This window comes from Profundibacter amoris (assembly GCF_003544895.1).
GTDB classification, from domain to species: domain Bacteria; phylum Pseudomonadota; class Alphaproteobacteria; order Rhodobacterales; family Rhodobacteraceae; genus Profundibacter; species Profundibacter amoris.
Genome location: NZ_CP032125.1, coordinates 630,599 through 653,017 on the forward strand (window position 1 = coordinate 630,599; position 22,419 = coordinate 653,017).

The 22,419-nt window shown below is 56.8% G+C and carries 26 protein-coding genes and 1 tRNA gene; 17 read left to right on the plus strand and 10 right to left on the minus strand.

Features of this window, described 5'->3' with window-relative positions; all coding sequences use genetic code 11:
* Window positions 1-21 precede the first annotated feature (21 nt).
* Window positions 22-627 carry a rhodanese-like domain-containing protein gene (locus tag BAR1_RS03080; RefSeq protein WP_228408706.1) on the plus strand — a complete coding sequence of 202 codons (606 nt, stop codon included), beginning with the start codon at window positions 22-24 and terminating at the stop codon, window positions 625-627.
* Between the two features lie 21 nt (window positions 628-648).
* Window positions 649-969, plus strand: coding sequence for an antibiotic biosynthesis monooxygenase family protein (locus tag BAR1_RS03085; protein WP_118941659.1), 321 nt, complete (start codon window positions 649-651; stop codon window positions 967-969).
* On the opposite strand, the gene BAR1_RS03090 is transcribed toward BAR1_RS03085, so the two are convergent.
* Together BAR1_RS03090 and BAR1_RS03095 are read right to left on the minus strand one after the other, a co-directional pair.
* Window positions 960-1,664 (minus strand): DUF7103 family protein, encoded by a 705-nt coding sequence (locus tag BAR1_RS03090; RefSeq protein WP_118941660.1) that lies wholly within the window; start codon window positions 1,662-1,664, stop codon window positions 960-962. The genes BAR1_RS03085 and BAR1_RS03090 overlap by 10 nt on opposite strands.
* Window positions 1,665-1,723: 59 nt before the next feature.
* Entirely contained in the window at window positions 1,724-2,416 is a 693-nt protein-coding gene (locus BAR1_RS03095) for a hypothetical protein (RefSeq protein ID WP_118941661.1), read from the minus strand.
* A gap of 155 nt (window positions 2,417-2,571) precedes the next feature.
* Here BAR1_RS03095 and BAR1_RS03100 point away from each other — a divergent pair, with 155 nt between their 5' ends.
* Window positions 2,572-2,979 (plus strand): universal stress protein, encoded by a 408-nt coding sequence (locus BAR1_RS03100; RefSeq protein ID WP_118941662.1) that lies wholly within the window; start codon window positions 2,572-2,574, stop codon window positions 2,977-2,979.
* Between the two features lie 30 nt (window positions 2,980-3,009).
* On the opposite strand, the gene BAR1_RS03105 is transcribed toward BAR1_RS03100, so the two are convergent.
* Window positions 3,010-3,384, minus strand: a complete 375-nt coding sequence (locus tag BAR1_RS03105) for a hypothetical protein (protein ID WP_118941663.1) — start codon at window positions 3,382-3,384, stop codon at window positions 3,010-3,012.
* Between the two features lie 324 nt (window positions 3,385-3,708).
* Entirely contained in the window at window positions 3,709-5,844 is a 2,136-nt protein-coding gene (uvrB, locus tag BAR1_RS03110; RefSeq protein ID WP_118941664.1) for an excinuclease ABC subunit UvrB, read from the minus strand.
* Between the two features lie 452 nt (window positions 5,845-6,296).
* Here uvrB and BAR1_RS03115 point away from each other — a divergent pair, with 452 nt between their 5' ends.
* The 3 genes from BAR1_RS03115 (at window position 6,297) to BAR1_RS03125 (ending at window position 7,448) form a co-directional block, all read left to right on the plus strand.
* The gene (locus tag BAR1_RS03115; RefSeq protein WP_118941665.1) at window positions 6,297-6,608 is read left to right on the plus strand and encodes an ETC complex I subunit; all 312 of its coding nucleotides are present in this window, start codon (window positions 6,297-6,299) and stop codon (window positions 6,606-6,608) included.
* Between the two features lie 43 nt (window positions 6,609-6,651).
* A tRNA-Arg gene (locus BAR1_RS03120) sits at window positions 6,652-6,728 on the plus strand.
* A 24-nt stretch (window positions 6,729-6,752) separates the two neighbouring features.
* Window positions 6,753-7,448, plus strand: coding sequence for a phosphatase PAP2 family protein (locus tag BAR1_RS03125; RefSeq protein ID WP_118941666.1), 696 nt, complete (start codon window positions 6,753-6,755; stop codon window positions 7,446-7,448).
* Between the two features lie 96 nt (window positions 7,449-7,544).
* On the opposite strand, the gene BAR1_RS03130 is transcribed toward BAR1_RS03125, so the two are convergent.
* The 3 genes from BAR1_RS03130 to BAR1_RS03140 form a co-directional block, all read right to left on the minus strand.
* The gene (locus BAR1_RS03130; protein WP_118944321.1) at window positions 7,545-8,591 is read right to left on the minus strand and encodes a YeeE/YedE family protein; all 1,047 of its coding nucleotides are present in this window, start codon (window positions 8,589-8,591) and stop codon (window positions 7,545-7,547) included.
* Window positions 8,592-8,795: 204 nt separating this feature from the next.
* Complete coding sequence (locus BAR1_RS03135) at window positions 8,796-9,152, minus strand: ArsR/SmtB family transcription factor (RefSeq protein ID WP_118941667.1); 357 nt, start codon at window positions 9,150-9,152, stop codon at window positions 8,796-8,798.
* 166 nt (window positions 9,153-9,318) lie between these two features.
* Window positions 9,319-9,672, minus strand: a complete 354-nt coding sequence (locus tag BAR1_RS03140) for a thioredoxin domain-containing protein (RefSeq protein WP_118941668.1) — start codon at window positions 9,670-9,672, stop codon at window positions 9,319-9,321.
* Window positions 9,673-9,775: 103 nt separating this feature from the next.
* Between BAR1_RS03140 and BAR1_RS03145 the strand changes: the two genes are divergently transcribed.
* From BAR1_RS03145 to BAR1_RS03195, 11 genes are all read left to right on the plus strand, one after another.
* Entirely contained in the window at window positions 9,776-10,513 is a 738-nt protein-coding gene (locus BAR1_RS03145; RefSeq protein WP_118941669.1) for a cytochrome c biogenesis CcdA family protein, read from the plus strand.
* A gap of 17 nt (window positions 10,514-10,530) precedes the next feature.
* Entirely contained in the window at window positions 10,531-11,100 is a 570-nt protein-coding gene (locus tag BAR1_RS03150; RefSeq protein WP_118941670.1) for a thioredoxin family protein, read from the plus strand.
* A gap of 191 nt (window positions 11,101-11,291) precedes the next feature.
* Window positions 11,292-11,762 carry a sulfur oxidation c-type cytochrome SoxX gene (soxX, locus tag BAR1_RS03155; protein WP_118941671.1) on the plus strand — a complete coding sequence of 157 codons (471 nt, stop codon included), beginning with the start codon at window positions 11,292-11,294 and terminating at the stop codon, window positions 11,760-11,762.
* A gap of 20 nt (window positions 11,763-11,782) precedes the next feature.
* Window positions 11,783-12,199: a thiosulfate oxidation carrier protein SoxY gene (gene soxY / locus BAR1_RS03160; protein ID WP_118941672.1), complete on the plus strand. Its 417-nt coding sequence runs from the start codon at window positions 11,783-11,785 to the stop codon at window positions 12,197-12,199.
* A 20-nt stretch (window positions 12,200-12,219) separates the two neighbouring features.
* Entirely contained in the window at window positions 12,220-12,549 is a 330-nt protein-coding gene (soxZ, locus tag BAR1_RS03165) for a thiosulfate oxidation carrier complex protein SoxZ (RefSeq protein WP_118941673.1), read from the plus strand.
* A gap of 36 nt (window positions 12,550-12,585) precedes the next feature.
* Entirely contained in the window at window positions 12,586-13,461 is an 876-nt protein-coding gene (gene soxA, locus BAR1_RS03170) for a sulfur oxidation c-type cytochrome SoxA (RefSeq protein WP_118941674.1), read from the plus strand.
* 129 nt (window positions 13,462-13,590) lie between these two features.
* Window positions 13,591-15,288 carry a thiosulfohydrolase SoxB gene (soxB, locus tag BAR1_RS03175; RefSeq protein ID WP_118941675.1) on the plus strand — a complete coding sequence of 566 codons (1,698 nt, stop codon included), beginning with the start codon at window positions 13,591-13,593 and terminating at the stop codon, window positions 15,286-15,288.
* Window positions 15,281-16,543 carry a sulfite dehydrogenase gene (soxC, locus tag BAR1_RS03180; protein WP_118941676.1) on the plus strand — a complete coding sequence of 421 codons (1,263 nt, stop codon included), beginning with the start codon at window positions 15,281-15,283 and terminating at the stop codon, window positions 16,541-16,543. Before soxB ends, soxC begins: the two co-directional genes overlap by 8 nt.
* The gene (locus BAR1_RS03185; protein WP_118941677.1) at window positions 16,527-17,486 is read left to right on the plus strand and encodes a c-type cytochrome; all 960 of its coding nucleotides are present in this window, start codon (window positions 16,527-16,529) and stop codon (window positions 17,484-17,486) included. Before soxC ends, BAR1_RS03185 begins: the two co-directional genes overlap by 17 nt.
* On the plus strand, window positions 17,449-18,204 hold the full coding sequence (locus tag BAR1_RS03190) for a c-type cytochrome (protein WP_118941678.1): 756 nt from the start codon (window positions 17,449-17,451) through the stop codon (window positions 18,202-18,204). The genes BAR1_RS03185 and BAR1_RS03190 overlap by 38 nt, the downstream gene beginning before the upstream one ends.
* Window positions 18,205-18,251: 47 nt before the next feature.
* Window positions 18,252-19,523, plus strand: coding sequence for an NAD(P)/FAD-dependent oxidoreductase (locus tag BAR1_RS03195; RefSeq protein ID WP_118941679.1), 1,272 nt, complete (start codon window positions 18,252-18,254; stop codon window positions 19,521-19,523).
* A gap of 48 nt (window positions 19,524-19,571) precedes the next feature.
* Here BAR1_RS03195 and BAR1_RS03200 read toward each other — a convergent pair whose 3' ends face one another.
* The 3 genes from BAR1_RS03200 to BAR1_RS03210 all read right to left on the minus strand — a co-directional run bounded on the left by BAR1_RS03200 (window position 19,572) and on the right by BAR1_RS03210 (window position 22,398).
* On the minus strand, window positions 19,572-19,895 hold the full coding sequence (locus BAR1_RS03200) for an ArsR/SmtB family transcription factor (protein WP_118941680.1): 324 nt from the start codon (window positions 19,893-19,895) through the stop codon (window positions 19,572-19,574).
* Between the two features lie 148 nt (window positions 19,896-20,043).
* Window positions 20,044-21,129: a Zn-dependent alcohol dehydrogenase gene (locus BAR1_RS03205; protein WP_118941681.1), complete on the minus strand. Its 1,086-nt coding sequence runs from the start codon at window positions 21,127-21,129 to the stop codon at window positions 20,044-20,046.
* A 45-nt stretch (window positions 21,130-21,174) separates the two neighbouring features.
* Window positions 21,175-22,398, minus strand: a complete 1,224-nt coding sequence (locus BAR1_RS03210) for a TCR/Tet family MFS transporter (protein WP_118941682.1) — start codon at window positions 22,396-22,398, stop codon at window positions 21,175-21,177.
* Between the last annotated feature and the right edge of the window lie 21 nt (window positions 22,399-22,419).

Below are 22,419 nucleotides of genomic sequence, written 5' to 3' on the forward strand. Positions count from 1 at the left end.
GTAGGCAAACAGGAGAACGACATGCGTTTGATAACGGGGATGGTTTTTGCGGCGATGATGGCAATGCCGAACATGGCAACAGCGGAAAACAAACCGGTGAACATCCGTCCCGATGTGGCAACGGTTAGGGTTGAAACCGAAGCAGGGCTGGTTGAAATTGGACGTATTCAGGATAATGACAACCATTTGACCGGCGACTGGGCCAAGACATCCCGCCCTTGTCCCGTGTTTTGTATTCAGCCGATGTCGCCGGCGGAAGGGGTGACAACCATCGGGGAAATGGAGATACTGGATATGTTGCAAGACCCCGATGCGATCGTGGTCGATAGCCGGCTTGCCAAATGGTATGACAGCGGCACAATCCCCGGCGCGCTGCATATCCCCTTTGGCGAAGTGGCCGACCGGCTGGGGGAACTGGGTTGCGAGCCTGATTTTGACGGTTGGGATTGTTCGACTGCCAAAAAGGTGGCGCTGTTTTGTAACGGGCCGTGGTGCGGACAATCGCCAACCGCGATCCGTGCGATGTTGTCAGCGGGTTTTCCGGCCGATAAGGTATATTATTATCGCGGCGGGATGCAGGTTTGGCGTATGCTGGGCCTGACCGTGATCGAACCAAAAGATGGATAACCCTTAGGCGGAGGAATACATATGCCAACTATTACCAAAGGCGGCGCGCCGCAAACTGTGATCACCACATTCGATGTCACTCCGGGAACCTGTGAGGATTTACAGGAATTGCTGCAGGAAGCCTATGACGAGGTGATCAAAAGCCAGCACGGATTTATTGGTGGTGCCATTCATGTGAACGACGCCGAGACCCGCATTTGCAGCTATTCCCAATGGCAAAACCGCGAGGATTTCCAGGCGATGCTGCGCACCCCCGAAATGCGCCGCCGCAATCGCAGGATCAACGAGCTGTGCAAGGGGTTCGAGCCGGTGATGTATGACGTGGTGGCGTCCTACGACTGAGAGTGTTTGAGCGAGCGCAGGGCCAGATCGGCCTTGCCCTTGGTCAGCCATGAAAAAGCGAAGGCCCAGATGCCTATCGCCTCGATCCAGAAAATGATATTCCAATCCGTGACCAGGCTTTGCATTTCGGGGCTGCCTTTCAGTTTGAAATAGGAAAATAGCAAGATCAGCACTGTGGAAACGGCAATGATATGGCCGCACCAGATGTATATCCGGCGGCGCACAGGCCTGGCGGTTTTGGGGAATTGTACATAGCAGAATATGGCCAGGCAGACGAAAAACACCGTTGCGCTGGTATAGTGGAACAGCGGGCTGATTTTCAATCCCAGCGCCTGTTGGGATACGGTTACGATGGCATCGCTTTCATTTGGAAACAGGGCGACACCAAAGGCGGCAATACCTGCGGCTGTGGCGACCAGATCATCCGAAATACGCTCATTCGGTTTGCGTTTATACCCTTTGTAGGACACCAGAAAGATGCCGATGGCAAACAGGCAACCAACAAAGATGTCGCGCAGTTTGGTATGGTAGAAATCGCTGATCGAGGGTTCCAGCCGCGCATTTGATAGCAGCCCGCCAATGATCAGAACGAGTGGTAAAATCACCCCCAATATCCCCAGCGCACGACGCACCCTGTGGTAAGACAGCACAAGGTCATGGTTATTTTTGGTTGTTGTATCGGGGGTCTTTGGCATGGGGTGAACCTGCTGAAAAGCCTGATTTCTAGCGGTATGCGCCCGTCATTTCAAGCGTTTCAAAACTGCTTCCAGAACCCCAGTTTCAGGTTCTGGCTGTCATCCCCTGTCAAACCGTAAACAACCCCGATCTCGATATGCGTTCCTTTCTGGCGCTGCATTCGCCAAATCAGCGAGGGCGAGAATTTGGCATAGGCAGGTGCATCGGGCACCTTGCCGGTTTGCAACTGCCAGATCAGCATCACACGGTCGGATGGCTTCATCCCCCATGTGAAATCGGCCTTGTAGGTGGCACCGGACTGTCCGGGCACGGTGATTGAACTGTCCAGAACCCAGGCCACCGACATATCAACGGCCAGCCAGCCCCGTTGCAACCCGCGCCCCCAGGACGCGCCGATTTTGGCCAGCTTTTGGTTGGTGGTCGTGCCCCACGGGTTCGGGATGCTTTTTACCCCAAGCCCGAAACTGACGGCCAGACGGGCAGGGTGATCGGCCTTGCCCAGCGGGGTGCGCAGGAACAGATACGCCTCGGACGGGGTGCCGGTGGCCCCGAGGGTGCCGTCAAACCCGACCGTCAGCCGGTCGGTCAACCCGTATTCGGCATAAAGGGATGTTCCGGTTGCATAGCGGGTTTGCGGGGCGGCCGATATTTCGTTTGCAAAGGACAGGAAAACCTCGCCTTTGTCACGGGGCCAAGCGCCCGCATGGGAAAGGGACGGCAGAAACAAAAGAAATATCAACAGGATACGCAATATTAACCCTCGCTTTGATCCGCCCTCGCCAACAGGGTGCCGTGAAAATGGTAAACAAGGGGTTAACCCGGACGGGAAACAGGGTTGATGTGCATCATGGCAACAGGTTGCGGCGGGTTGGTATAATGCTGACGAACGAAAAAAGGAGACGTCCCATGTATAAAAACATAATCGTACCCGTCGCACTGGACCACGGCCACGATCCGGCCGAGGCCATTGCCATTGCCAAAGCCCTGCTGGCGGATGGCGGCAAAATCACTCTGCTGAGTGTTGTCGAGCCGGTCCCGGGTTATATCGCAACCTATATTCCCGAGGGTCAACTGGAAAAAAACCGGCACGAGGTCATCGAAAATCTGCAAGCGGATGCAGCCGGAGACGAGAGTATCGACACCCGCGTGATCATGGGGCACCCCGGTGCCGCGATTGTGGACCACGCCAATAACAATGATGTCGATCTGATCGTGATTGCCTCGCATAAGCCGGGGTTGCAGGATTTCTTCCTTGGCTCGACCGCCGCGCGGGTTGTGCGGTACTCCAAATGCGCGGTTCATGTGCTGCGATAGGGTAGTGGCGGGGTGAACCCCGCCCTACGCTTATTCCGGAAACTGGATGCGGCAGTTTGTGATTGCCGCGTCCATCTTGCGCCTTTCAGCGGGCAGGCGGCGTTTTAGCTGCGCCAGTTTGCGCCGTTCCTCGGCCACGTCGATGGTGACGGGGGTTTCCTTGGTGCGGTATTCGGTGTGGAAGCAATTATAGGGGTTGTCGTCCGCATCATAGCAAACGTCGATCACCTCGTAGGGTTCCTGACTGCGGTGGATGGCATAGCCGCGGTCGATGTTGCCTTGGGTGGTGCTGATCAGGGCCTGCATCGTACGCACCTGATTGCTGGCGGTGTTGATGCATTGTTCCTGCGGGGTGGCGCAGGCGGCCAGAATCGCAAGGGCGGGAAGGGCAAGGTGTTTGAGCATCGGGTGTCGTCCGGTTGGGATGTGCGTCCAAGACGGAGTGTTGGGGATTTGAGGGGGGATGTCAAATGTGTGGCGAGGTTTGAATAGCCCTCTGCAAAGCCGGACTAACGCGCAAAAATGGCGGCGCCCGACCTGGTGGGCGCGTGCCACTGCATGCTCCACCTGACGGAGCGTCTGTATCATTCATTTACCTTTCACCCTGTTGCAACGTTGCGTAGCGCCCTCCATGGGGAGGTCGGGCGCTGTCATTTTTGCAAAATGACGGGTGCCAGTGGTGCAGGGTTTATAGGTCTACGCCCAAATGAGGCGAGGGATCAATAACGCCTACCTCTTCCCCCACTTCCGGCTTGACCCCGCCTTGCCCGCCGTTGACCGCCCCCCTGCCGCGCTTGCAGCCTCGACCGCCGATTGCCGCGCCAGCGGGTCGTCCTTGACTGCCAGTTCCACCGCTTCCAGTCGCCGCACTTCGTCACGCAGGCGGGCGGCTTCTTCGAACTCCAGATTTTCGGCGGCTTTGCGCATGTCGCCGCGCAGCGCTTCCAGATGGGTTGCCAGATTTTCGCCGATCATCGGTTTGTCCACGGTGGCGGTGACGCGCGCCAGATCCGTGTCGCCGTCATATAGCCCCGACAACACGTCGCCGATGTTCTTTTTCACCGTTGCCGGCGTGATGCCGTGTTCTTTGTTATAGGCGATCTGGCGGGCGCGGCGGCGTTCGGTTTCTTTCATCGCGCGCTCCATACTGCCGGTGATCCGGTCGGCATACATGATCACGCGGCCCTCGACATTACGCGCCGCCCGCCCGATGGTCTGCACCAGCGAGGTTTCCGAGCGCAGGAAGCCCTCTTTGTCGGCGTCCAGAATGGCGACCAGACCGCATTCTGGAATGTCCAGCCCCTCGCGCAGCAGGTTGATGCCGACCAGCACGTCGAACGCCCCCAGCCGCAGGTCGCGCAGGATTTCGATGCGTTCCAGCGTGTCGATGTCGCTGTGCATGTAACGCACGCGGATGCCCTGTTCGTGCAGGTATTCGGTCAGGTCTTCGGCCATACGTTTGGTCAGGGTGGTGACCAGCGTGCGCATGCCCTTGGCCGCGACTTTGCGCACCTCGTCCAGCAGATCGTCGACCTGCATTTCGACAGGGCGGATTTCGATCACCGGTTCCAGCAGGCCGGTGGGGCGGATCACCTGTTCGACAAACACGCCGCCCGATTGCTCCAGCTCCCAGTTTTGCGGGGTGGCAGAGACGAAGATGGATTGTGCGCGCATCGCATCCCATTCCTCGAACTTCAGGGGCCGGTTGTCCATGCAGGACGGCAGGCGAAAACCGTGCTCGGACAGGGTGAATTTGCGTCGGTAGTCGCCTTTGTACATGCCGCCGATTTGCGGCACGGAAACGTGGGATTCATCGGCAAAGACAATCGCGTTGTCGGGGATGTATTCAAACAGGGTGGGGGGCGGTTCGCCCGGGGCGCGGCCGGTCAGGTAGCGGGAATAGTTCTCGATACCGGCGCAAAAGCCCGAGGCCTCCAGCATTTCCAGATCGAACCGCGTGCGTTGCTCCAACCGCTGCGCTTCCAGCAGTTTGCCCTCGGCGTTGAAGTGGTCCAGCCGCACGCGCAGTTCTTCCTTGATGTGTTTGATGGCCTGCAAAAGGGTCGGGCGCGGGGTGACGTAATGCGAATTGGCGTAAACCCGCACCTTGTCCAGCGTGGCGGTTTTGGCACCGGTCAATGTGTCGAATTCGGTGATCCCTTCCAACTCGTCCCCAAAGAAGGACAGCCGCCAGCCGCGATCCTCAAGGTGGCTGGGCCAGATTTCAAGGCTGTCGCCGCGCACGCGGAATGTGCCGCGGGCAAAGGCGTTGTCGTTGCGTTTGTATTGCTGGGCAATCAGCCCCTGCATGATCTCGCGCTGGTCGTATTCTTCGCCGGTGACCAGATCCTGCGTCATCGCGGTATAGGTTTCCGGCGAGCCGATGCCATAGATGCAGGACACCGATGCCACAATGATCACATCATCGCGTTCCAGCAGGGCGCGGGTGGCGGAATGGCGCATCCGGTCGATTTGTTCATTAATGGCGCTGTCTTTTTCGATGAAGGTATCGGTGCGGGGCACATAGGCCTCGGGCTGGTAGTAGTCATAGAAGGACACGAAATATTCGACCGAGTTTTCGGGGAAGAACCCCTTCATTTCGCCATACAACTGCGCCGCAAGGGTTTTGTTGGGTGCAAGGATGATCGCGGGGCGCTGGGTTTCCTCGATTACCTTGGCCATGGTGAATGTCTTGCCGGTGCCGGTTGCGCCCAGCAGCACCTGATTGCGCTCGCCGGCATTGATGCCCGCGCTCAACTCCTTGATCGCGGTGGGCTGATCGCCTGCCGGTTCAAACTCGGTGTGCATGACAAAGCGTTTGCCACCTTCGAGTTTCTTGCGCGGTTCCGGGGTGTTTTGCTGCATCGCGTGATTCCTATCTGGGCCGCCAGTTTTGATCTGTTTTTGTTCTTCTGCAAGGGGGTGCTTTGGCACAGTTAGAATTCCCCATGTTTTTATGGTAAAAGAGTGTAAGTTTTATCAAATAGTTAAAACTATAGGAGGATTTTTAGACATTTTGCCACAACTCAAGGGGTATTTTTCTGTTGCCAGTTAGAAAAACTATGCTTAACGTAAGGGGGCAAGCAGAAGAATTGATTGTCGATCAAGCGCACACCCACCCCACCCTCGCTCCCTAGCACTTGATCGGCAATCGCTTGTTTTTTCCCGGTACGGTGCAGGCGATGTGGTGATTTATCGGTGGGTTTGTGTGCCGAAATCCGGCAAATCGATATCCGGTTCCCTGCCTGTGCAATGTATGCTTGCGCATGCCGCCGATATTCGGGATAACAGGACAACGGAAAATCGGAGACTCAATCATGCTTGCGCGGATTTACCAACCTGCCAGAAATGCCATGCAATCGGGCACAGCCAAAAGCCGTAAATGGGTGCTGGAATTTGCACCCGAAGCTGCCCGTAACATCGATCCCTTGATGGGTTGGACCGGGTCCAGCGATATGGATTCGCAAGTGCGGTTGAAATTCGACACCAAAGAAGCCGCAATCGAATATGCCGAACAGCACGGCATTGACGCACAGGTGTTCGAGCCACACAAACGCAAGCCGGTGGTCCGCCCCGGCGGTTACGGCGAAAACTTTGCCACCAACCGGCGCAGCGTCTGGACCCACTAGGGGTTGCTTTTTCGCGTCCTTTCTCGCAGTAAGCCATGAAATTGGTCCCGTAGCTCAACTGGATAGAGCACCTGACTTCTAATCAGGGGGTTGCAGGTTCGAGTCCTGCCGGGATCGCCATATGTCTACTGGAGAAGACCGAGCATGGATCAGCCCCCCATTCGTATCAACCGTGTGCGGCATCTGGTTGTGTATGTTGTACTGCTGTTCGTTGTGGTGCTGGGGCTGGAAAATACCGGTCTGGATATCGCAATTCAGCATTTCTTTTATCGCAACGGCGCGTGGCTGGTGGATAGTGCCCAGCCGGTGATCCGGTTCCTTTTCTATGATGCGCCGAAAAAACTTCTGGTGCTCTATGCCATCCTGATCCTGCTGGCGCTGGTGTTGTCCTTCGTGCTCAAACCCATGCGCCGTTTTCGCACCCGCAACAATCTGTTCATTCTACTGTGCCTGCTGCTGGTGCCTGCTGTGGTCGGGCTGGGCAAAAAGGAAACCCATGTGCATTGCCCTTATCAGTTACAGGAATTCGGTGGCGAAGTGCCCTATGTGACGCTGTTTGAAGCCAATAAATACGAAGCACCGGGGCGGTGCTTTCCGGCGGGTCATGCCTCGGGCGGGTTTGCGCTGTTGTTGTTTGTGCTGATTGCCGCAACACGACGCCAGCAAATGGCGGCGCTGTCGGGGGCGATGGCCTTGGGCTGGGCGATGGGGGGCTACCAGATGGTGAATGGGCGGCATTTCCTAAGCCATACGTTAACCACCATTCTGCTGGCCTGGATCGTTATCCTGCTGGTGCATCTGGCGCTGTTTGGCCGACGATACTATAGCGTTTCGACTTGAGTTTGAAACATGCCCTGCCAACGAACGCCATTGCTGCGCAATCGCTGCCTCGTTGGCAGGGCATATTTCACAGATGCAATGAAAAGCCGAAACGCTTTATTCCGGCTCGAACCCGTGAATCAGGTGGCGCAGGCCGATCAGACCGCCGGCTGCAATCGCGGCCAGTGTGACAGGGCCGGAATAGGCCAGCGTTGAAAACGCCGACAGCCCCTGACCGACCGAACAGCCCAAAGCGGTGACGCCGCCGATCCCCATCAGGGCAGCACCGCCCACCTGACGGCCCAGTTCGCGCGGGTCTTCGCAGGCTTCCCATTTGAAATCCCGTTTGATGGACGAGCCGATGAAGGCGCCGATAATCACACCCAGAACCGAGCCAACGGAAAACACCAGACCACCGGCCGAGGATGTCATCAGCCAGATCAGCGTGCGACCCAGCGGGGCGGTGAAGGTATAGCTTTCGACCATGACTTCGCCAAAGCTGCGGTCGTTCAGGAACGACGTGCCCCAGAACCCGAAAGTGATGGCAAATCCGACCGCAACCGACCAGAATATCTGTTCGTGATTGTTGCGCAGTTTTTCATAGGACAACGCCCACAGGATCAGCACGGTGGCAAAGGCCAGCGCGATGGCGAAGGGGGCTATGCCGGTGGCCGCCCCCAATGTGTAGGCGATCGAGCTGATCTCTTCGGAAGGTTCTTCCTTTATCAGCAACAGACGCGGGGCGGCCAGCGGGCCGTTCAGAGTGATAAAACTGAATATCGCCATAACCACCAGCACCACCAGGGCGCGCAGATCGCCGCCGCCAAACCGTGTTAACGCCGAATAACCGCAGTTGCCAGCCATCGCCATGCCATAGCCAAACAGCAATCCGCCGAAAATACTGGCCAGCGGGTTCCATTTGACCTGATGATAGAAGGACAGGGAGAAGTCGAAAATTCCGGCGGTGTTCAGGGTGAAAACGCCGATGATCGCTGCGCCAAGGGCCATGCCCCACATCCGCAAACGGGTCTGGTCTTGCCCGTAGACAGCAGTTTCCAGCGCGCCCAGCGAACAGAAATACCCCATCCGTCCGGCAAGGCCCAGAATAACACCGCCAAACAACCCGACAAGGGCCGCCTGGGCGCCAAAAGGCAGCAAATCCATAAAATCCTCCCGCGTGCCGGTTTGTCCGGTCTGTTCTCGGATAGGATATTTGTGCGACAGACTGCCATGCAGGTTCAAGGAAAATCGTGTAACAAGGGCTGGAAAAAGGAAAAACCCGCAAGGCCAATCAAGGCCATACGGGCAATTACTGCGGGTTGCGCCCCGCAAGGGCCGTTACAACCCGACAAACCGGGGTGGGTCAGGCTATTCCTGTTCGGTGCCGCAGAACAGGTTGTAGACCAGATCGATTGCCTGACGGGCCTTTGTATCGCCCAGCTTGTAATAGATCGTTTTGCCTTCGCGCCGGTATTTGACCAGCACTTCCAGCCGCAGCCGCGCCAGTTGCTGGCTGACGGATGCCTGCCGCGATGACAGCAGTTTTTCCAGCTCGGTCACAGTTTTTTCACCCGATGACAGGTGGCACAGGATCATCAACCGCCCCTCGTGTCCCAAGGCCTTTAGAAAGGACGAGGCTTCGCTTGCGCGCCCGCCCAGTTCTTCGGTGTCGACGCCATCTTTGCTGGCTGCCGTGTTGTTAAAACCGGTTAGTGTCGCTTCCATTGGAACGCTCCTTACTCTTAATCAGAACCCGGGTTCGTCATTCGGCCCAAAACGGGCAATTTCATTGACCGGCACAGAAGGTTATCCCCTGATACGGCATTTTCGGCAGCTCCAGAACCTGTCCTTTGGGCAGGTGTGCGATATTTCGCGCGTTGGCTGTAAACCATCATGCGCCCGGATCCTTTTGCAGATCCTCGGGCAGCTTTTTAATCATGGTTTCCATGAACCACCAGAAAAACTCGTCGCTTTGATACCCTTCGATACGACCGACTTCCTGACCGTCGTTCAACAGGATGAATGTCGGCGTATAAACAGGCGGGGAATTCAGCGTAATACCCTTTTCAAGCGGGGCATGAATCATCACTTTTACCAGCGGTGCGATGCGCCCTTCGGCAGTTTTCGGGTAAATCGGCCCGATCTCGGCCTTCCAGCGTTCGCACCATGGGCAGCCATCCTGCTCAAACATCATCAATCGTACATCTGCGATAACCTGTTGGGATGTCAGGAAAAATCCAAACATCAATCCAGATAGTAAGGTTAATATCCGCAACATCAAACGGTATCCTTGCGTTACATAGATATATGATAATATGTTTTGACCAAGCGGACAAGGACAACACAACATGTTTGATGCGACATTTGGCGGCGCGATGCTGCAAGGTTTGATTGCTTTCTTTTCACCCTGCGTGCTGCCAATGGTGCCATTTTACTTTAGCTACATGGCCGGGATTTCGATGTCGGAGCTGCAAAGCGATGACAGTATCGCACCGGGCGCGGCGCGGCGGCTGGTTATTTCTGCGCTGTTTTTTGCGCTGGGTGTGACGACGATCTTCTTCCTTTTGGGCATGGGGGCCACGGCGGCGGGGCAAACCGTGCGGATGTGGAAAACCGAGCTGACCTACGCGGCGGCGGCGATCATATTCGTGTTCGGCCTGCATTTTCTGGGCGTCTTGCGGGTGCCGTTCCTGTATCGCGAGGCGAAATTCGAAAGCAAGGCCGACCCGTCCACCATAGTTGGCGCTTATGTGATGGGGCTGGCGTTCGGCTTTGGCTGGTCGGCTTGCGTTGGGCCGATGCTGGCCAGCATCCTGTTTCTGGCTTCGATGAAGGATTCGGTGATGCAAGGCGGGTTGCTGTTGATGACTTTCGGTCTGGCCATGACATCGCCCTTTGTTCTGGCCGCGTTTTTCGCCAAACCGTTCCTGCGCTGGATGGCGCGGAATCGCAAATATCTGGCCTATGTCGAAAAAGTGATGGGGTTGATGCTGATCCTGTTTGCTATTCTGATGGTGACAAACACCCTGAATGTCATCGCCAATTTCATGATCGAAATGTTCCCGTGGTTCCAGACCATCGGCTAGCACTGAAAGGATACCCCATGCGTTTTCTCGGATTTGTATTTGCGGTTTTGATGGCGGTTTCAATGCCTGCGATCGCCGTTGAAATGGGCGACGACGGCTTGCACAAACCGACATGGCTGGAAGACACCTTCAAGGATGTGCGCGAGGATCTGGCCACAGCCAACGCGCAGGGCAAGCGGCTGTTGATCATCTGGGAGCAACGCGGCTGTATCTACTGCAACAAAATGCACAACGAGATTTTCCCACAGCCGGAAATTGACAAACTGCTGCGCGAGAAATTCTATGTGGTGCAGATGAACCTGTTTGGAGATCTTGAAGTGACCGATCTGGACGGCACGGTTCTGCCTGAACGTGAAATGGCCGGTCGCTGGGGAATCATATTTACACCGACCATGATGTTCATGCGCGATGGCGAGACGGACGAGGATCTGGCCAGCGAATTTGCCGCCGCCACCATGCCCGGTGCCTTTGGCAAATACACCACGCGGCATCTGATGGAATGGATATTGCAAAAAGGGTATGACGGGGACGAGCCGTTTCAGAAATACCACGCGCGGATGCTGAAAGAAGAGGGAATTATCGAATAGAATATCCGCCGGTTTCGGGCCGGAATTAAAAAATTTTCTTGCGGATCACCCCGCGTTTATTGGGGTTTTTGCAAAGATTTTGCGCTGATACATTCATACATACTAATTTATTCCAAATATCGGTTGCGGGGGTGCGACAATTTGTTCTACCATTTGGGTTCGGAGGACAGAATCCAATGGGAGGAAATATAATGAAGCCAGCTGTTTTAGGCATGGCCGTCTTGTTCGCAGCAACGACTGCGGTATCCGCAGCCGAGGTTGCGCCAGGTGACGTGGTTTTCGATGAGGGTGCAGTTGCCCAGTCGCTGACCGGTGTTCCTGGTGACCCGGTAAACGGGCGTATGGTTGTTGCCAGCAAGAAACACGGGAATTGCGTCGCATGTCATACGAATGACGAAATGCCCGATGTTGCGTTCCAGGGCGATATCGGACCCAATCTTGCGGGTGTCGCAGATCGTTACAGCGAAGCGCAGATCCGGGGCATTCTGGTGAATGCCGACATTACTTTTGAAGATTCGTTTATGCCATCATTCTACCGCGTAGATGGGTATATTCGTCCCGGCAAGCGTTACACCGGCAAAGCGGCGGATGACACATTCGGCCCGCTGCTGAGTGCGCAGGAAATTGAAGATGTGCTCGCATATCTGACAACCCTTAAATAATGAAAACGAGGAGAATTCATATGGAATTGACGAGACGCAATGCACTGGCCATCGGTGCCGGCGCGTTCGCCGCGACGATCCTGCCCTTTAAGGTATCCGCTGCTGCGGACGAGGCCATGATGGCCTTTACCGGCGGCGCGGATGTAGCCGACGGCGGAATCACGATCACAAGTCCCGAAATCGCGGAAAACGGCAACACTGTGCCAGTATCCGTAGACGCCCCCGGCGCGGTTTCGATCCTTTTGCTGGCTGACGGCAACCCGGATCCGAAAACGGCTGTTGCCAACTTTGGCCCGCTGGCCGCTGCGCAGAGAGTATCAATGCGCATCCGTCTGGCCGGTTCGCAGAACATCGTTGCAATTGCCAAAATGGCCGACGGCAGCTTTGTCAAAGCATCGAACCCCATCAAAGTTACAATCGGCGGCTGCGGCGGCTAATCTTCCAAGGAGAAATCAACATGGCATCTGGTGTAAAACCCCGTGTTAAAGTGCCCAAGTCCGCTGCGGCTGGCTCGAGCATCACAATCAAGACCCTGATCAGCCACAAGATGGAATCAGGTCGTCGTAAAAACAAAGCCGGCGAACTGATCCCGCGCTCGATCATCAATCGCTTTACCTGCGAATTCAATGGTCAGCCCGTGATCGAAGTTCTGATGGAGCCGTCGATTTCGACCAACCCGTTCTTTGAATTTGACGCGACCGTTCCGGAAGCAGGCGAGTTCAAATTCACTTGGTATGATGACGATGGCGATGTTTACGAAACATCCAAACCCGTTGCGATCGCCTAAGCGACTTTGAACTACCGACAGGGAGGAGACATAATAATGAAGAATAAGTCGCTCAAAGCTACTTTTGGTGCTGCTGCCGCAATGGCTGTATTGGCACTTGGTTCCAGCGCTGCATTTGCCGAAACCGATCTGGACAAAGAACTGATCGTGAATGGCGAAGAAAAGCTGGTGACACGCGCGCCGGCTGCGGATCATCTAAAGGGCAATCTGGACGAGGTGTTTTCCGGCTGGGTTTTCCGTGCCGATGAAACGCAAGCATTGCAAATGGATGACTTTGACAACCCCGGCATGATCTTTGTGGATCAGGCAATGGATGCCTGGAATACTGTTGAAGGCACCGAAGGCAAATCCTGTGCATCATGTCATGGTGATGTCGAGGAAAGCATGGCTGGCGTGAAGGCTGTGTATCCCAAGTGGAACGAAGCCGCTGGCGAAGTGCGTTCGCTTGACATGCAGATCAACGATTGCCGGACAACCCGCATGGGTGCCGAGCCTTGGAAACTGACCAAGGGCAAGATGACAGCAATGAATGCGCTGATCACGTTGCAATCGCGTGGCATGCCGGTGAATGTGGCTATTGACGGGCCGGTTCAGTCGATGTGGGAACGGGGTAAGGAAATGTATTACACCAAGACCGGTCAATTGGAAATGTCCTGCGCCAATTGCCACGAGGACAATTATGACAGGCGCATCCGTGCCGACCATCTGTCCCAGGGCCAGATCAACGGCTTTCCGGTATATCGTCTGAAGAACGCAAAACTGAATGCGGTTCATGCCCGCTTTAAAGGTTGTGTTCGTGATACCCGCGCCGAAACCTACAAACCGGGCAGCGAGGATTTCCTTGCGCTGGAACTGTATGTGGCATCACGCGGTAACGGTTTGTCGGTCGAAGGGCCTTCGATCCGCAACTGATCACTTTCTTGCGCCCCGCCCGAACCGGCGGGGCGCAATTGCATTTGTTTGTCCATTTATTGAATTTTGCGGGGCAGGGGGCATTTCGCCCTTGGCCCTGTGTGACTGTGAACCAAGGGAGACTACAATATGATTTCGCGTCGCGACTTCTTGCAGGCAACAGTAGCGGCTTCGGCCATTTACGGCGCATCGGGCGTCGGGAATTGGGCCAGGCTGGCCGCACAACAGGCGCTGACGCAGGATCAACTGCTGAATTTCGATACCTTCGGAAATGTCACCCTGATCCACATCACCGACATCCACGCGCAAATGAAGCCGATCTATTTCCGTGAACCCGAGGTGAATCTGGGTCTGGGTGATGTAAACGGCCTGCCGCCACATGTCACCGGCGCCGATTTCCTGAAAATGTTCAACATGAAGCCCGGCACCCCCGAAGCCTATGCCCTGACCTATGTCGATTTCACCTCGCTGGCGAAAACCTATGGCCGCATGGGCGGGATTGACCGGATCGCAACCGTGGTCAACGCCATCCGCGCCGACCGCCCCGATGCGCTGCTGCTGGATGGTGGTGATACGTGGCATGGCTCTTATACCTGTCTGAAAACCCAAGGGCAGGACGTTGTGAACCTGTTCAATCGCCTGAAACCCGATGCGATGACGTTCCACTGGGAATTCACGCTGGGGTCGGATCGGGTGCGCGAAATCGTTGACGGGCTGGCCTTCCCTGCGATGGGCCAGAACATCTATGACAACGAATGGAACGAACCATCGGAAGATTTCGCCGACTACCAGTTCTTTGAACGCGGCGGCGCCAAGATCGCCGTGATCGGGCAGGCCTTTCCCTATATGCCGATCGCCAACCCCGGCTGGATGTTCCCCGAGTATTCCTTCGGTATTCACGAGGAACGGATGCAGGAAATGGTTAACGAAGTGCGCGCCGCCGGTGCCGATCTGGTGGTTTGCCTGTCGCACAACGGTTTTGATGTGGATCGCAAGATGGCCTCCAAGGTCAAGGGCATCGACATCATCCTGACCGGCCACACCCATGACGCACTGCCCGAACCTGTGCTGGTCGGGGAAACCATGCTGATTGCGTCAGGCTCGAACGGTAAATTCGTCACCCGCCTTGATCTGGATGTGCGCGATGGCCGCCTGATGGGGTTCCGTCATAAACTGATCCCGATTTTCTCGGACGTGATTGCGGCCGAGCCGGAAATGACCGCCGCCCTCGAAGCCGAACGCGCGCCCTTCAAGGCCGAGCTGGAAGAGGTGATCGGAAAGACCGACAGCCTGCTTTACCGTCGCGGCAATTTCAACGGCACATGGGACGATCTGATCTGTAACGCCCTGATTGACGAACGCGAGGCCGACATCGCCCTTAGCCCCGGTTTCCGCTGGGGTCCAAGCATGATGCCGGGTCAGGACATCACCCGCGAGGATATTTTCAACGCCACTTCGATGACCTATCCGAATTCCTACCGTTCGGAAATGTCCGGCGAGCAGATCAAGATCATTCTGGAAGATGTGGCCGACAACCTGTTCAACCCTGCCCCCTATTACCAGCAGGGCGGTGACATGGTGCGTGTTGGCGGCATGGGCTACCATATCGACGTCAGCAAGAAGCAGGGTGAACGCCTGTCGAATATGACCTTGCTGAAAACCGGCGAAGCGATTGATCCGGCGAAAAACTATGTGGTGGCCGGTTGGGCATCGGTGCGTGAAGGCACCGAAGGGCCGGCGATCTGGGATGTGGTTGAAAACTATATCAAGCGCAACGGCACCGTGCATGTTGACCCGAATAAATCGGTTATGGTGACAGGTGCCTGACACACCGGATAAACCCTCCAGCCGCCGCGCGTTTCTAACCGCAGGCGCGGCGGCTGGCGGGGCTATGCTGACGGCTGGCCCCGCCCGCGCCGGTGATCCGGCAATCACCGAAATGCAACCCTGGCGGCGCAATCTGGGTGACCCGATTGATGACGCGCTTTACGGGATGCCGTCACCGTTCGAAGCCGATGTGATCCGCGGGCGCGTTGAATGGCTAACCCCCGATGCCTATACCGCGATCAATTTTACCCCCCTGCATGAACTGGACGGCATCATCACCCCGAACGGGCTGTGTTTCCAGCGTTCGCACGCAGGGGCCGCACAGGTTGATCCGGCAAAATACCGGCTGATGATCAACGGCCTGGTCGAGCGCCCTTTGGTGTTCACCTTGCAGGATTTGCAACGTTTCCCGCGCGAAAACCGCACCTATTTTCTGGAATGCGCTGCCAATTCCGGCATGGAATGGCGCGGCGTGCAGATGGACGGGGTGCAATTCACCCACGGCATGATCCACAACGTCGAATATACCGGCGTGCCGCTGCGTTCCCTGCTGGAGGAGGCCGGTGTGAAAACCGCCGGTAAATGGCTGTTGGCCGAAGGGTCGGACGCCGCCGCGATGAGCCGCTCGATCCCGCTGGAAAAGGCGCTGGACGATTGTCTGGTGGCCTTCAATATGAACGGCGAGGCCTTGCGCCCTGAACAGGGCTACCCCGTGCGGCTGGTGGTGCCGGGCTGGGAAGGCAACATGTGGGTGAAATGGCTGCGCCGGATCGAGGTGGGCGACAAACCGTGGCACCACCGCGAGGAAACCAGCAAATATTCCGACCTGATGGCAGACGGGCGCACGCGCCGGTTCACTTGGGAAATGGATGCCAAATCGGTGATCACCAGCCCCAGCCCGCAAGCACCGGTGCTGCATGGCAAGGGGCCGCTGGTGGTATCCGGTCTGGCGTGGTCGGGGCGCGGAACGATCCCTCAAGTGGACATCACGCTGGATGGCGGTATCAACTGGGTCAAGGCGCGGCTGTCGGGGCCGAGCTTCGACAAGAGCCTGCACCGGTTTTATTATGAATTCGACTGGGACGGGCGCCCCCTGCTGTTGCAAAGTCGCGCCCATGACAGCACCGGCTATGTGCAGCCCACCAAAGAGGCGCTGCGCAAATTGCGCGGGGTGAATTCCAATTACCATAACAACGGCATCCAGACATGGCATCTGCAAAGCGACGGGAGGGTGGAAAATGTCGAAGTTTCCTAGCCTGATCCTTGCCTGGATGTTGATGGCGATTGCCGCTGTGGCCGAGCCACTGGGCCTTGGCCGCGTGGCCGAACCGGACGAGATTGCCGCATGGGACATCGATGTGCGCCCTGATGGCACCGGTCTGCCAGCGGGCAGCGGTAGTGTGGCCATGGGCGAGGAGGTGTTTGTCGAGAAATGCGCCGCCTGTCACGGGGATTTTGCCGAAGGCGCGGGGCGCTGGCCTGCGCTGGGGGGCGGGTTGGATACCTTGCAGGATGAACGCCCCACGCGCACGGTCGGCTCGTTCTGGCCTTATCTTTCAACGGCTTACGATTTCATCAATCGGGCCATGACCGTGGGCTATGGCGAGCCTGCCAGCGATGACGAAATATATGCTATCATCGCCTATATCCTGTATTCCAACGATCTGGTGGATGACGATTTCGTGCTGAGCCGCGAGAATTTCACCAGCATACGCCTGCCCAATGAAGGCGGGTTCTATATGGATGACCGTATTCAGACCGAACACCCGCTGTTCACCCGACCTGCCTGTATGAAGAACTGCAAGGATGATGTGCAGATCATTGCGCGGGTGGAAACAGCATTTATCCCGGCCGAGATGAACGGGGGCGGAACCGAACAGGACCATTTGGCTATCGGCGAAGCCCTGTTTGGCCAATGCCGCGCCTGCCACCAGATCGGTGAGGGGGCTCAAAACGGGGTTGGTCCGGTGCTCAATGGCATTTTTGACATGCCTGCCGGTTCGAATGACGGGTTCGGTTATTCGGATGCGTTTGCGATGATGGCTGACAAAGAACTGGTCTGGGATTTCGACGCCTTGGACGCCTTTCTGAAAGACCCTCAGGGGTTCATCCCCGGCACAACAATGACATTCACAGGAATAGAGGAGGATTTTGATCGAAATGCGCTTATCGCTTATCTTCAAGCACAAGGCCCCTAAGGAGAAGCGAACAAGGATATTATATGCCCTGTTTGTCGTCACCGCTTTGGCCTTTGTTGCACCCCCTGCATACGCCAATCACCCCGGTGACACGGAACGGGGCGAGATCATTTTCAAGAAATGCCGCAGTTGCCATCAGGTTGGCGACGGGGCGAAAAACCGGGTCGGGCCGCATTTGAACGGCCTTTTCCAGCGCCGGGCCGGTTCAGTCGAAGATTTCAGATATTCAAAGGATATGGTCCGATCAGGGGCCGATGGCCTGTTCTGGGATCACGATACGCTGGATATCTATCTGGAAAATCCGAAATCGCTAATCAGTCGTACGCGGATGAATTTCCGCGGGCTGAAGGATGCGCAGGACCGGGCCGATGTCATGGCCTACCTGCGCCAGTATTCGGATGATCCGGCAGATATTCCCGAGGCATCCCCCACAGCAGAGGGAACCGATCACGAAGTCGACCCCGAGATACTGGCGCTTGTCGGTGATCCGGAATACGGCGAATACCTGTCCAGCGAATGTGTGAGTTGCCATCAGATCGACGGGGATGACACGGGAATCCCCTCAATCACCAATTGGCCGGCCGAGGATTTTGTCATCGCCATGCATGCCTACAAGGAAAAGAAACGCGTGCATCCGGTGATGCAGATGATGGCCGGTCGCCTGTCCAACGACGAGATTGCGGCCCTGGCCGCTTATTTCGGGAACCTCGGAGAATAACCGGGGCCCACCAACCAAGAGCAATATCAACCAGAGAGGAAGAAACAATGAAACTTAACAGACGTATATTTATCGGTTCGGCAGCTGCCGCTTCGGCGACACTGTCGGCCCCAATGGTGATGGGAGCCGCACACGGCATACCCAAAGTTGTGGTGATCGGCGGCGGTGCCGGTGGTGCTACCGTGGCCCGTTATCTGGCCAAGGACAGCAAGGGTGCGATTGACGTCACGCTGGTGGAACCCACCCGCACCTATTACACCTGCTTTTTCTCGAATCTGTATCTGGGTGGTTTCCGCGAGTTTTCCTCGCTGGCGCATACCTATGGCAAACTGGCTTCGGAATACGGGATCAATGTGGTGCATGACTGGGCTGTCGGGGTGGACAAGGACGCAAAGACGGTCACGCTGGCCGGTGGGGCGGTGCTGCCCTATGACCGTCTGGTGCTCAGCCCGGGTATTGATTTCCGAGATGGGGCTGTGCCGGGCTGGGATGTGACGGCGCAACAGAAAATGCCCCATGCTTACAAGGCCGGATCGCAGACCCAGTTGCTGAAGGCACAGCTTGAGGCAATGCCGCAGGGCGGCACCTTTGCAATGGTGGCCCCGCCCAACCCCTACCGCTGCCCACCCGGACCCTATGAAAGGGTGTCGATGGTGGCCCATCATCTGAAGGTGAACAATCCGACCGGCAAGATCCTGATCCTTGATCCCAAGCCGAAGTTTTCAAAGCAGGGGCTGTTTCAGGATGGTTGGTCAACCCACTATGACGGCATGATCGAATGGGTCGGCCCTGATTTTGGTGGCGATATGGTAGAGGTGCGCCCCGATACCATGGAAGTGGTGATCGATGGCGAAGTGACAAAGGTGGATGTCTGCAACGTGATCCCGGCGATGAAGGCCGGTCGCATTGCCGAGGTTGCCGGTGTCACCAATGACAAGGGTTGGGCCCCTGTTCATGCCGCCGATATGCGTTCGAAAATGGATGATAATATCCATATTCTGGGTGATTCCAGCATGCAGGGCGATATGCCGAAATCCGGTTTTGCCGCCAATAGTCAGGCCAAGGTGGCGGCCAATGCCATTCGCGGCGCGCTGACCGGATCAAAGGTGTTTCCGGCCAAATTTACCAACACCTGTTGGTCGCTGATTGATACCGATGACGGCATCAAGGTGGGGGCCTCCTACGAGGCCACGGATGAAAAGATCGCCAAGACGGATGGTTTTATCAGCAAGACCGGCGAAGATGCGGCCCTGCGCAAGGCAACCTACGAGGAAAGCGTCGGCTGGTATGACGGCATCACTTCGGACATGTTCGGTTAAGTGGCTATTTTAACAAAAGCGGTTGCGGCGGGTAACTGCCGCAACTTTTCAGGTTTTTGTCGCGTCTTTGTCAAAGCTGCAAAACAGGTTGTAAACCAGATCGATCATCTGGCGCGCTTTGTTATCGGCCAGCGCGTAATACATGATTTTCCCGTCACGGCGGCAGGACACAAGCCCTTCCAGACGCAATCGGGCCAATTGCTGGCTGACCGCAGCCTGACGGGTTGATAATAGCTGTTCCAGCTGGGTCACAGATTTTTCGCCCGAGGACAGGTGGCACAGGATCATCAGGCGCCCTTCATGGGACAGCGCCTTTAGAAAACTGGCGGCGGCCTCGGATTGGCTGATCATATCGTCCGGGTTCACCGGCATTTCGTGATCATCGTTTAATGCGTTTGCTGTAGAAGGCAAAATTCCTACCCCTGTCTAAAATAAATCCTGTTCATATTCGCATATTAGCATGGCAATTCCGAAAAAGCGAGAATATCGCACGGAATGGCAGGATTTTGCTGTTTGCGGTCTATTTAAACAACACAACATTGCGCCGTGCGGCCCCCGTGCGGGTGTCTTTGATCGCATCGTTGATCTGATCTAGTGTAAAGCGGCCTGAAACCAGTTCATCCAGCTTTAGCCGACCCTGCTGGTACAGGTCCATCATCCACGGAATATCGCGTTTCAACACCACATCGCCCATCTTGCAGCCCAGCATTTGCTGGCCGGTGGCGGCGGTGATCACAGGTTCATAAGACGCCTTGTCGCCGGAATGGGGCATGCCGACCATCACCAGCTTGCCTCCCATCGCCAGATAGCGCGCGGCGGTGTCGTAAACGGCAGTGGCGCCAACGGTGACAAACACCGCATCGGCCATCTTGCCGCCGGTTAGCTTGCGCACTTTGCCCCATGGTTTGGGATCACTGGCCAGAATGCCGTGGGTGGCGCCGAATTCCATCGCCACGTCCAGCTTTTCCTCAAGCATATCTATGGCGATGATCTTGGCCGCACCGGCAATTCGTGCGCCCTGAATGGCATTCAGACCCACGCCGCCGGCCCCGATCACAACCGCCGTTTGTCCTGCCCGCAGGCCCGCCGTATTCACCACCGCGCCAACGCCGGTGATCACCCCGCAGGACAGCAGACAGGCCGCATCCATCGGCATATCGTCAGGAATCGGGGCGATTTGGCTGGTATCGACCACCACCTTTTCGGCAAAGGCCCCGCATTCCAGCCCCTGCGCCACCGGCCCGCCGTCAAGCGTGGTTAGCGGCCCTTCCATACGGGGCTGGCTGTTGCAGATCACCGGCTTGCCGGTTGCACAGGGCATGCATTCGCCACAGGACCGGATCAAGGTGACAAGCACAGCATCACCCACCTGCACCCCCTTTACCCCGTGGCCAATGGCGGTAATCCGTCCGGCGGCTTCGTGGCCGTAAACCGCAGGCAAATGCCCGCCCCAGCCACCATCCATAAAGGAAATGTCGGAATGGCAGATGGCGCAGGCTTCCAGTGTCACTTCGACTTCGCCTGATTTCGGGGCGCGCAGGTTCAGGGTTTCGATGGTCAGCGGCTGGCCGAATTCACGGGCAACGGCGGCGCGGATATTGGTCATTGGGGTCTCCTCGGGATTTGGGGCGAGGGGAGCGCATATTTTCCCCTATGGCAAGGGCTGTTCCAGAGTTTTCCGTTGCGAGGCCGCAAAATAGATGCCGATGCAAACCGCAATCATGCCGGTCGACAGGAAAAACGGCGCACCGGGCATGTAAAACGGCGCACGCACCGATATGAAATAGCTGAAGGTCTGGGTCATCAGGATCGGCGATACGATGGTGCCGATCGAGCCGATACTGCCCAGCAACCCTTGCAATTCGCCCTGTTGGTTGTCCTCGGCGGTGTGCGACATGATCGCCATCAATGCGGGGCCGGAAACCGAGCCCAAAGCATTCAGCGGGGCCAGCATCATCACCAGCCAGCCATAGGGGATCAGCCCGATCATCAGAAAGGACAGCATGTTGACGACCAGCCCGAACAACAGCGTGCGCTTTTCCCCCAGACGGGCGATGATATGACGGATCAGGAATCCCTGCACCACCGCCAGCGAGATGCCAAAGATTGCCAGCGAATAACCCACCATCAACCCGTCCCAGCCGAACCGTTCGCGGGTGAAATAGGCCCAGACGGCGGGGTAAACAAAAAAGGCGATGGAGTAGAGCAGATGCACGGTTAACAGCGGTTTTAACCTCGGCAGGCGGGCGATGTGTTTGAACGCCCCCAACGGGTTGGCGCGGCGCCATTCAAACGGGCGTCGGATGGTATCGGTTACAGTTTCGGGCATCACGAAATAGCCGAAAGTGAAATTGGCGGCGGCCAGTGCGGCGGCGGCATAGAACGGCGCGCGGGGGCCAAAGATGGACAAAACCCCGCCGATCAACGGACCGATGACAAAGCCGATGCCAAAGGCGGCACTGACCAGGCCGAAGTTTTTGGCCTTGTCCTTGGCGGTGGAAATATCGGCCATAAACGCGGTGCCGGTGGACTGGGTGGCGGCGGTGATCCCTGCCACAATACGCCCGGCCAGCAGTATCCAGATGCTGCCGGCAACGGCCATCACCAGATAATCCAGCGACATGAAGAACAGCGATACCAGCAACACACGGCGCCGGCCAAACCGGTCGGACAGGTTGCCGATGGTGGGCGAAAACAGGAACTGCATCACAGCAAAGCTGGTCGCCAACACCCCGCCCCACATCGCCGCCGAGGCCAGATCGGTATGGCGCAACTGCCGGATCAGATCCGGCATCACCGGCATGATCAGGCCAATACCCATGGAGTCGATCACTAGCGTGATCATGATGAAAAGAATGGGCAGGCGGGTTTTCATTGTCAGGTCCGGTTTGGTGCG

Excerpts from the sequence above, each read along its gene's own strand:
- soxX (WP_118941671.1), top strand. The coding sequence starts at position 11,292 with ATGAAGCCAGCTGTTTTAGGCATGGCCGTCTTGTTCGCAGCAACGACT.
- BAR1_RS03130 (WP_118944321.1), bottom strand. The coding sequence starts at position 8,591 with ATGGATTTGCTGCCTTTTGGCGCCCAGGCGGCCCTTGTCGGGTTGTTT.
- BAR1_RS03150 (WP_118941670.1), top strand. The coding sequence starts at position 10,531 with ATGCGTTTTCTCGGATTTGTATTTGCGGTTTTGATGGCGGTTTCAATG.
- soxA (WP_118941674.1), top strand. The coding sequence starts at position 12,586 with ATGAAGAATAAGTCGCTCAAAGCTACTTTTGGTGCTGCTGCCGCAATG.
- BAR1_RS03115 (WP_118941665.1), top strand. The coding sequence starts at position 6,297 with ATGCTTGCGCGGATTTACCAACCTGCCAGAAATGCCATGCAATCGGGC.
- BAR1_RS03210 (WP_118941682.1), bottom strand. The coding sequence starts at position 22,398 with ATGAAAACCCGCCTGCCCATTCTTTTCATCATGATCACGCTAGTGATC.
- BAR1_RS03200 (WP_118941680.1), bottom strand. The coding sequence starts at position 19,895 with ATGCCGGTGAACCCGGACGATATGATCAGCCAATCCGAGGCCGCCGCC.
- BAR1_RS03100 (WP_118941662.1), top strand. The coding sequence starts at position 2,572 with ATGTATAAAAACATAATCGTACCCGTCGCACTGGACCACGGCCACGAT.
- BAR1_RS03190 (WP_118941678.1), top strand. The coding sequence starts at position 17,449 with ATGCGCTTATCGCTTATCTTCAAGCACAAGGCCCCTAAGGAGAAGCGA.
- BAR1_RS03195 (WP_118941679.1), top strand. The coding sequence starts at position 18,252 with ATGAAACTTAACAGACGTATATTTATCGGTTCGGCAGCTGCCGCTTCG.
- BAR1_RS03085 (WP_118941659.1), top strand. The coding sequence starts at position 649 with ATGCCAACTATTACCAAAGGCGGCGCGCCGCAAACTGTGATCACCACA.
- uvrB (WP_118941664.1), bottom strand. The coding sequence starts at position 5,844 with ATGCAGCAAAACACCCCGGAACCGCGCAAGAAACTCGAAGGTGGCAAA.
- soxY (WP_118941672.1), top strand. The coding sequence starts at position 11,783 with ATGGAATTGACGAGACGCAATGCACTGGCCATCGGTGCCGGCGCGTTC.
- BAR1_RS03135 (WP_118941667.1), bottom strand. The coding sequence starts at position 9,152 with ATGGAAGCGACACTAACCGGTTTTAACAACACGGCAGCCAGCAAAGAT.
- BAR1_RS03080 (WP_228408706.1), top strand. The coding sequence starts at position 22 with ATGCGTTTGATAACGGGGATGGTTTTTGCGGCGATGATGGCAATGCCG.
- soxB (WP_118941675.1), top strand. The coding sequence starts at position 13,591 with ATGATTTCGCGTCGCGACTTCTTGCAGGCAACAGTAGCGGCTTCGGCC.
- BAR1_RS03145 (WP_118941669.1), top strand. The coding sequence starts at position 9,776 with ATGTTTGATGCGACATTTGGCGGCGCGATGCTGCAAGGTTTGATTGCT.
- BAR1_RS03125 (WP_118941666.1), top strand. The coding sequence starts at position 6,753 with ATGGATCAGCCCCCCATTCGTATCAACCGTGTGCGGCATCTGGTTGTG.
- BAR1_RS03140 (WP_118941668.1), bottom strand. The coding sequence starts at position 9,672 with ATGTTTGGATTTTTCCTGACATCCCAACAGGTTATCGCAGATGTACGA.
- BAR1_RS03090 (WP_118941660.1), bottom strand. The coding sequence starts at position 1,664 with ATGCCAAAGACCCCCGATACAACAACCAAAAATAACCATGACCTTGTG.
- soxZ (WP_118941673.1), top strand. The coding sequence starts at position 12,220 with ATGGCATCTGGTGTAAAACCCCGTGTTAAAGTGCCCAAGTCCGCTGCG.
- BAR1_RS03205 (WP_118941681.1), bottom strand. The coding sequence starts at position 21,129 with ATGACCAATATCCGCGCCGCCGTTGCCCGTGAATTCGGCCAGCCGCTG.
- BAR1_RS03105 (WP_118941663.1), bottom strand. The coding sequence starts at position 3,384 with ATGCTCAAACACCTTGCCCTTCCCGCCCTTGCGATTCTGGCCGCCTGC.
- BAR1_RS03185 (WP_118941677.1), top strand. The coding sequence starts at position 16,527 with ATGTCGAAGTTTCCTAGCCTGATCCTTGCCTGGATGTTGATGGCGATT.